The organism is Bacteroides sp. RTP31139st1_H2_RTP31139_211217, from assembly GCF_040227615.1.
Lineage (GTDB): Bacteria > Bacteroidota > Bacteroidia > Bacteroidales > Bacteroidaceae > Bacteroides > Bacteroides uniformis.
Genome location: NZ_JBCNZM010000185.1, coordinates 1 through 8,497, shown reverse-complemented (window position 1 = coordinate 8,497; position 8,497 = coordinate 1). Strand labels below are relative to the sequence as shown.

The 8,497-nt window shown below is 43.0% G+C and carries 9 protein-coding genes and 1 pseudogene; all 10 read left to right on the top strand.

Annotation, left to right across the window (positions count from 1 at the left end; genetic code table 11):
- The coding region (locus tag ABUA47_RS20995) for a hypothetical protein (RefSeq protein WP_349831993.1) at positions 1–279 on the top strand (279 nt) is incomplete at its 5' end.
- Positions 280–321: 42 nt separating this feature from the next.
- A complete protein-coding gene (locus tag ABUA47_RS20990) occupies positions 322–1,704 on the top strand; it encodes a hypothetical protein (RefSeq protein WP_349831991.1) in 1,383 nt (460 codons plus the stop codon).
- On the top strand, positions 1,701–1,934 hold the full coding sequence (locus ABUA47_RS20985) for a hypothetical protein (protein ID WP_117589269.1): 234 nt from the start codon (positions 1,701–1,703) through the stop codon (positions 1,932–1,934). The genes ABUA47_RS20990 and ABUA47_RS20985 overlap by 4 nt, the downstream gene beginning before the upstream one ends.
- A 130-nt stretch (positions 1,935–2,064) precedes the next feature.
- Entirely contained in the window at positions 2,065–3,201 is a 1,137-nt protein-coding gene (locus ABUA47_RS20980) for an ATP-dependent Clp protease proteolytic subunit (RefSeq protein ID WP_158573894.1), read from the top strand.
- 17 nt (positions 3,202–3,218) lie between these two features.
- Entirely contained in the window at positions 3,219–4,286 is a 1,068-nt protein-coding gene (locus tag ABUA47_RS20975; RefSeq protein WP_117866139.1) for a hypothetical protein, read from the top strand.
- Between the two features lie 16 nt (positions 4,287–4,302).
- Positions 4,303–4,914 carry a hypothetical protein gene (locus ABUA47_RS20970; protein ID WP_117589266.1) on the top strand — a complete coding sequence of 204 codons (612 nt, stop codon included), beginning with the start codon at positions 4,303–4,305 and terminating at the stop codon, positions 4,912–4,914.
- 23 nt (positions 4,915–4,937) lie between these two features.
- Entirely contained in the window at positions 4,938–5,522 is a 585-nt protein-coding gene (locus tag ABUA47_RS20965) for a hypothetical protein (protein ID WP_133302537.1), read from the top strand.
- Positions 5,523–5,541: 19 nt separating this feature from the next.
- On the top strand, positions 5,542–6,738 hold the full coding sequence (locus ABUA47_RS20960; RefSeq protein WP_117589264.1) for a hypothetical protein: 1,197 nt from the start codon (positions 5,542–5,544) through the stop codon (positions 6,736–6,738).
- 22 nt (positions 6,739–6,760) lie between these two features.
- Positions 6,761–7,225 carry a hypothetical protein gene (locus tag ABUA47_RS20955; protein WP_117589263.1) on the top strand — a complete coding sequence of 155 codons (465 nt, stop codon included), beginning with the start codon at positions 6,761–6,763 and terminating at the stop codon, positions 7,223–7,225.
- Positions 7,226–7,353: 128 nt separating this feature from the next.
- A pseudogene (locus ABUA47_RS20950) lies at positions 7,354–8,497 on the top strand (hypothetical protein); the annotation flags it as partial.

The window sequence follows — 8,497 nt, the reverse complement described above, 5'->3', positions numbered from 1 at the left end:
GCAAGTCGCTCTGAGATTGAAAGATTGAAGCTCATTGCAGATGATACTACAAAAAGCCTGAAAGAGCGTACTGATGCGGCTACAAAAGCATACGATATGGAAAATAAACTTCAGCAGGAAAGCATTGATATTGGCCGAAAGAAATTGGCAAATCTTCTTGGGCAAATAGAACTTACTGGTGAAGCTAATAAATTGCTTGATGATATGGCACAAGGGGCAGTAACGGCTGATGAGGTTATTAGCCGATTGGGTATATCAGAAAGTACAGTGAAAGATTGAAAGGAATTCTCTCAAGTTTTTTCGGACGTAGCTCAAAAGGAAATGGAGAGCTATACCCGTAATAAGGAAACCCAGAATAAAATAAATGCGATGCGGAAAGAATCAGTAGATAAGGCTAAAGTTGTAAAAGAAAAAGAACTTTCAGAAATTCGTAAGGCTGAGGATGAAATGCTTAAGCTGGTTAAGGACAGTAGAGAGAAACAATCCATTGAGATAGAACGTCAGTTTTCTCGTCAAATAGAAGATTTGCGTGTTCGCTTGATTGAGGAACAAGACCTTACAACGAAAGCACGTGGAGCTATAAATAATCAGATTATTGCACTTGAACAGCAAAAAAATGATGCATTACAGCAATTATCGGAAGAACAACTGATGAAGGAGGTGGAGAACCGGCAGAAACTAATCTCTCTGCAACTTGAATCCGTAAAAGCTGGAGGTGAGCAGGAGTACCAACTAAAGATGCAGCAACTTGTTGCCCAACGTGACGTAGAACTCCGTCAGAAAGAGCTTACTGAACAGATGAAGCTTGCTATTACGGAGAAGTACAATAAAGAGATTTATGATTTGTCCGTTCAACATGAGAATGATACAGCAAAGAAACAAGCTGATGCACTCAAACTTCGATTGGATAATGAATTGGCAGAAGCTAAATTGAATGGAGATAGTGAACTTGAGCTTCTTCGTATGCAGGAACAGCAGAAGCTTGAACTGAAAGACAGCTTGAGACGGATGGGAGAGGAGAGTGATGCCGAATTCCGGGCCAGGCAGCTTGCTGCAGACCAAGAATACTTGAATGCAAAGCAGGCGGTCATTGACAAGGAAGTGGAGATGCAGCAAAATAAAGGTGAATCCCTTTCTGTCTTGGCAGGGAATCTTTCTGATTTGTTGGAACAAGCGGCAGGAGATAACGAGAATATGGCTCAGTTGGCGAAAATACTGGCTATTGCGGAGGTTTCTATTGCGCAAGGGGTAGCCATTGCCAAAGCCGTAGAAACAGCTACCCGCTCATCTGCAACATGGATTGACATGCTTGCTGCGATAGGTACTGTAGTGGCATCTGTAACTACTGTTATGGGAAAGGCTATGAAATCGGTGAAAAGTGCTAAATTTGCACAAGGAGGTAAAGTTGAAGGGCCAGGTTCCGGTACAAGCGATTCCATACCTGCTATGTTGTCCAACGGTGAAAGTGTAATGACGGCTGCTGCAACCTCGATGTTTGCTCCGTTATTGTCGGCTTTCAATCAGATAGGAGGAGGTATTCCCATTAATGTAACAGCTTCTTCCAATCAGGCGTTAGGAGAGGACATGCTGGCCAAAGCTGTTGCAAAAGGTATGATGATGGCGCCTGCTCCGGTGGTTTCTGTGGAAGAGTTTACCTCTGTTGCTAATAGGGTTAAGTACGTTGAAAATCTTGGTAGTATATGAAAGCATATGAACTATTGATATTGAATAAGAGTCTTCTTCAAATGATGGGGGATGCTTCGCTTGATGTCGGGGATGTGAAATATATTCCCGTGTATCAAGAATATGTCCGTCTGTCAAAGGAGGGACATAAAAAGACTTATATCATGCAATATTTATCCGATGAGTATAATATTGCGGAAAGGACAATTTATCGGATAATAGATAAGTTCTCAAGTAAGGTGGATGTTTAGGGGGGGCGGAATTATTCCGCTCTTTTTTTGTTTTGAAAAAGTTGCTGACAAAGCGTGTCAGTGGAATAGACTTCTTATTTTCTTCAAGCCGTATCATGTTTTCTACCTTTGTTACAAACAATTATGTGATATGGCTAAATTATACATTAACAAGGACATTGTAGCTGATAAGGATAAAATGGAAAATTGGTATTTGACCGGTGACGAGGGGCTTTCGTTTCCGGATATCCAATACTTCCTTTCATGGCTTGACCCGGCTGACCCTAAAATTGACATTGAAATCCATTCGTGCGGCGGTGATACGGTTGAGGGGTATGCTATTTATGATGCATTACGTGCGTCGGGCAAGGAAATATCTTGTACCGTTGTTGGACGATGTGCTTCTATGGCTACCATCATTTTGCTTTCTGCTCCACTTGAACGCAGAAAAGCTTATCCTCATGCAAAGTTTCTCATCCACAAACCATATTTGGCAAGATATGATGATTTATTGGACCTTGAAACTATAGAATCCATCAAATCAAGTCTGGAAGCGGAAAAGGATAAGATGATGGCTGTATATGTTGAACGGACAGGAGTTGAATCGACCATTTTGGAGGTCCAGATGAACAAGGAGGCATGGTTTGGCGGTGAGGTTGCAAAACAACTTGGATTTATATCTGATGTTCTTATACCGACTACAGCAAAAGGAACTGATTATAAACTTAATAGTGAGAAAATGAACAAAGAGAAACAAGTAACGGTAAAGCAATCTATCATTGACAGACTGCTTGCGAAATGTGGCTACCAGAAGATAGAAGACATTCCGGTAGTATCTATGGAACTGACAGATGCCGAAGGTAATACACTGACGGTGGAACGTGAAGAAGGAGAACCGCAGGTGGGAGATGCGGCATCCCCCGATGGCGAGCATGTTATGCCCGATGGTAAGACTATCATTGTAACAGACGGAGTGATTACAGAAATCAAAGACCCGGAAGAAGCAAACGGTGACGAGGAGATTGAAGCTTTAAAGGCGCGCATTGAAGAACTTGAAGAGGAAAATGCGGCATTGAAAACCAATGCCCGTACAGTTGAGGACAATAAGATACTGAATGCTGTAAAGATGGCAGGAGGTGAGAATTGGCTAGCAAAACATTGTTCAACCTATAGAGTCTCTTTGCGTACCCAATCCTTCAAGAATACTGTTGAGACACAAGCAAGTGCAGAGGAGACACCTATTCAAAGAAAGTTGAGAGAGGAAAGGGAGAAGAGAACTAAAAAGTAAAGAAAGGAGAATTGAGTATGCCTATTTTAGATTTTTCAAAATTGACGCCAGACAATCAGGCGGTGAAGGATTTGAAAGACTTGATTGAACTGACAGTCTTTCAAAATGAGGATATGGAGCGTTTTATGACGTTCATGCCTAAAGTGACCAATGGCAAGAAAGTTGGCTTCATCGGTGAGATGGAGGATGTAGGTATCGCAGGTGCCGGATGTGACCCTGAATATCAAAAAGTGGCTATCGCTGCCGCCCAGAAAGTATGGGAAATTGGCGACTGGCAAGTTCCGTTGGAAATGTGCTATGAGGATTTGGAGAATACTATTGCAAAGTACTGCTTGAAGACCGGTACCAATATTGCGGACCTTACTTCTACTGAATATATGGATGGGATTGTCCTTCCAAAACTGACGGAAGCAATGATGAAAATGTTATGGCGCTTCACTTGGTTTGGAGACAAGGATGCCGCTAATATTGACGGTTCCGGTCAAATTACGGATGGATTGAATGTAGAATTGTTCAAGACATGTGACGGTTTCTTTAAACGCCTGTTTGCCATATGTGCAGAGAATTCCGGTCAGCATACCGTTATATCAGCCAACTCTGAAGCATCTTATGCTTTGCAGAAGTCCAAGATGAAAGAATTGGGGGCTGCTACATCTGTGTTTGACACGATGCTTGAAGATGCGGATAGCCGTATTTTCCAGAAGTCCGGACATGCAATTTTTGCTACAAAATCATTATGTGATTCTTTGTCACGTGATGTGAGGGAGAAATATAAGGTTATTATGCCTTGGACGGTCATTTTTGACGGCCTTGAAGTAGGAGAGTATGACGGCGTTACGGTCGTAAAATGTTCTATTTGGGATAGATTTATTCAAGCGTATCAGAACGATAAAACGAAACTGAACCTTCCTCACCGTGCGGTTCTATGTTCTCCGGACAATTTAATGTACGGTTGTGAAGGCGATAACCCGATATCTGACCTTGATATCTGGTTTGAAAGAAAACCCCGTAAGAATTATATCTATTCTACTGGTAAACTCGGTTCTATGATTGGCGAGGACAACTTGGTGCAAGTAGCATATTGACAAAAGGAGGTATTCTATGGGAGTATGTGATGATATTTTAAAGAAAGATATTGTTCCGTCGTGTGATGATCCAGTAGTACAAGGATTGGAGCAGGAAGGGGTAATAATGAATCGTGCGGATGTGGACTTTGCAGCCACAGTATTCAATTCTACAAAAAAGAATGTGATTGAAACGCTGGCTATGAAAACCGGGAAGAAGGCTTATAAGGTTGTTGTTCCTGGTAAAAATCCATTTACGGGTACAAAGACCTCATTAGTGGCTGGCACATATCGTAGTTCGTTTACCAATACTGTCGCGATTGTGATATTGGCAAACGACCCGGATGTATGCGCTGATGTTATTGACGGATTGGCTAACGGTACCTATGTTGTGGTGTTGGAGAATAAATATAAGGGTTTACAGAAAGAAGGAAACCCTGGTGATGCCGCTTTTCAGGTGTATGGTTACTACCAAGGGCTTACAGCTACAGCTATCGACAACGATAAGTATAGCGAGGATACTGAAGGTGGATGGGCTGTTACCTTGGAAGAGCAGAAAACGCCTAAATCTGCATTATTCTTGTTCAAGACGAGTTATGAAGCAACTAAGACTGCTGTCAACACTTTGACGGCTGAACCGGCAGCATAGGAGGGAATATGCTTGTCTTGGAGATGGTTGATAAGTTGAAGAGATTGGGGGATAAGGTCTCCCTTTCTTCTTCTGATAAATCAGACATTGAACTGATGTTTCATGAAGTTCTTGGTAGGACATTTACCAAGACCTCATGTGGTGATTGCTATCGTGACGCTGTGATTGAAATGTATTCGTACTTAAAAAGATATGGAAAAATGAAAGAAAAATCAAGTTATGCATTGAAAAATGGTGTATTGCTCCAAGTAGGCTTTGGAAGTAGTGAAATGTACACCAACAACAATCTTACTGACGAAGCGGCAGAAAGGTATCTTGCGGAAAATCCTAAAGGGATAGTCTTTTTTGCTTCAACGCCTTCCGATTGGGAGAAAAGGGTTGAAAGACGGATGAGTCCTGCTTTACCATTGGATGAAACTTTGGTTTCAGAATTGGTGAAAGCCTTTGAAGTGGAAGGTGCTACTTCTGAGTTTGTGAGAGATGCGTTCAAGACTTATAAACTGAACGGGAAGAAAGTTACAGCTAAAGTATTGGATGCTCATATTAAAGAGGCTCAATCTGTAGTTGACTCTAAGCAGACTATAGAAGCCGTAGAAACGGTGAAATAAAGAATAACCTCACGGAACGATGAATGTAAATGAATTAAAGAAGAAGAGTAATAGGCGTGTTGACACGGGCTATTTACGTAATCTTGGCATCCAAAGCTACGGTGATGATAATTTATATCCCCAACATCTAAGAAATATCATCGCTGCGAGTTCAACGGGTAGCGAATGTGCAGAACGTTATGCCAATTTCATAGAGGGAAATGGGTTTCGTGAGGTTGCTTTTTCTGAATATGTGGTTAACCGCCGTGGAGATACGGCAGATGACATCCATGCTTTCGTCTGCAAGGATGTTGCTGATTACGATGGGATGGCGATACATGTTAATTATAATATGTTCGCAGATATAGTGGAAGTACAGCACATCCCCTTTGAAAATTGCCGTTTGTTGGAGGAGGATGAATCCGGATATATCGCAAAAATCGCAGTTCATCCGGATTGGACAGGAAAGAAAACCCGTCAGGGAAAAGCCATAAAGGTAATACCAGAAAATGTGGAGTTTATAGATGTATTTAATCCACGTAAGGAGGTGGTCTATGCGCAAATTCGGGCTGCCGGAGGGATTGAAAACTATAAGGGGCAGATACTATGGATTAGCAACACAGGGAAATTCGTGTATCCTATCGGAAGAGCTGACCGTGTGATTACGGAAATGAGTACGGATGAGGGATTAGCCAATGTGAAGTATCGTAATGTGCGTTGTAACTTCATGCCTTCCGGGATGATAATTACAAAGAAAGGTGCTTCTTCGGTACGTTTTGATGAAAACGGAAATCCTATAAAAGAGGATAGGACTAATGAAGATACTGGTTTTTCTGATACTATCGTGCAATTACAAGGAGACACCAATGCGACAAAGGTCTTAGAGGTAACCTTGGAATCTGATGAAGAAAAACCGGAGTTTGTGGATATTAGTCCTAAAAATTATGATAAGGAGTTTACCGTTACTGATGCCAGTGTGGTTGAACGTATTTATTCGGCTTTCGGGCAGGAGCCTTGGTATTGTATCCGGATTGGTAAGGTTGGTTTTTCTGGGGATATATTGGAAGATGCTTTTGAATACTATAACTCTATTGTGTCAAAGCAACAACGCATGATTGAACGGGCTTTTCAGAAAATTTTTGCGCATTGGTATGAACCTCTCAATCCTTCCAATGACTTTAGTGTACAACCTCTTAAATATATAAGAAATGCTGCGATGTCTAATAACAACAGATGAGGTCTATAAGTTGGCTCGTACGATGTCAATACACATCGATACGGAAAAGATAGAGGCATATATTCGGGAGTCGGAGAACATTGATTTGAAGTCAGCTTTGGGTGATGCTTTATTCTTAGATGTGAAAGAACATCCGGAAAATTATAGTGAGTTGCTTAATGGTAGTTCTTATACCATAGAATGTGGAGGCAAACGTTCCTTTGTAGGGCTGAAAACGACATTGGCATATTATACCTATGCTCGTATCGTGAAAAATGGAGATGGAAATGTCACCCGTTTTGGATTTGTCAATAAAGATAACGAATATTCATCGCGTTCTGATTTTAAGGAGAAACTTATGGCTTATAATGATGCTTTCTCTGTTGCTGATAGGTATATGAAAGAATGTGTTCGGTATTTGAATGATAATAAAAAAGACTTTCCGCTGTATAGGGGAAGTGGAGGGATTAATGCTAATCGTGTAACTTTTAGAGTACTTGGTGAATAATGCCTGATACACTTGACATATTAAGGAAACTTGCTCTACAGATAAGGAACGCCTCTTCTGAGGGAGAGAATACCGCAGAGAGGGTTGGACGGACATTTATTGGCATTCTTGAACTCATTCAACAAGGAATGAGCATCGAAGAATTATCAAAGGTGTTCCTTCGAAAAGACCAGGCTGACGGCACAAATTTTCTGTTGAAGTTCGGCGAGTTTATCGACTCTATGGTCGCGGGCAAGGGTGCCGGAATATTCCCTGACGGCCGTATGCAGCTGTCCCGCCTCGAGGTCCGCGACAGCCTTACCGTCCTTGAGCTTATCTTCAACCGTCTCTCCGCCATGGAGAGCGACTATTCCTTCTCCGAGTCCGGTACCATCGAAAGTGTATCGCAGCTTGAAGACGGCACATACAGCCTGAAGATGAAGAAACGGTGGGATAACGACTTTACTGCACTGGCAGAAAACGATGTTGTATATGGTGTTGTCAATGACCTTGCATCAGGTGGCGGCAAGTATTATACCTCCTGGCTACGTGTCTTGCATGTTGACATCTCAGCCAATACGATCAACGCTGTGATGTACCCTGATAGCGAGGTGCCGGGTGGCAAGAATTATCCTCCTGAGCCGTTGATGATATTATCACACCGTGGCAACCCGGTTGATACTGAACGGCAGGGTTATTGGTATCTGTCATCCCGTGAGCATTGTATCTGCATGCTTAACGGGGTCACAAAACCCGTCCTTGAGGAAAGCAACTATTCGGTGATCGTCGGCAGGCTGAAGCATCTGTCTCTGTTCGACAACCTGCCCATCAACTACCTGCACTCTTATATCTACGTCCGGGGATTGGTAGCGCAGGACATCCACCGCATCGACTTCCAAGGCGTATTGCCCCGCATCGCCAACGACCGCGGAGAGTGGAACATGGAGACCGCCACCGGAGCAGAACCCTACCAAGCCGACCGCGAGGCACAGACCGAGACCGTACGTGTGATGATGTACGATACCGTGTGGCACTACGGATGCAAGTGGATGTGTCTTGTTTCCGGCACTACCGACGAACCGAAGTACGGAGCAGCGGGCTGGGCAATGGTCGAGGGCAATCCGGATTTCAGCATCGATATAGAAAGCTCCAATGGCTGGTACTTCGATGCGGAGCGTTTTGCGACCACCCTCACCATTACCGGTGAGCTGTACAACCGTGACGTTACGGCGCATATCCTTGACAGTGATGTGGAGTGGACGCGCGATACGGGCAACGTCACCGAGGACAACG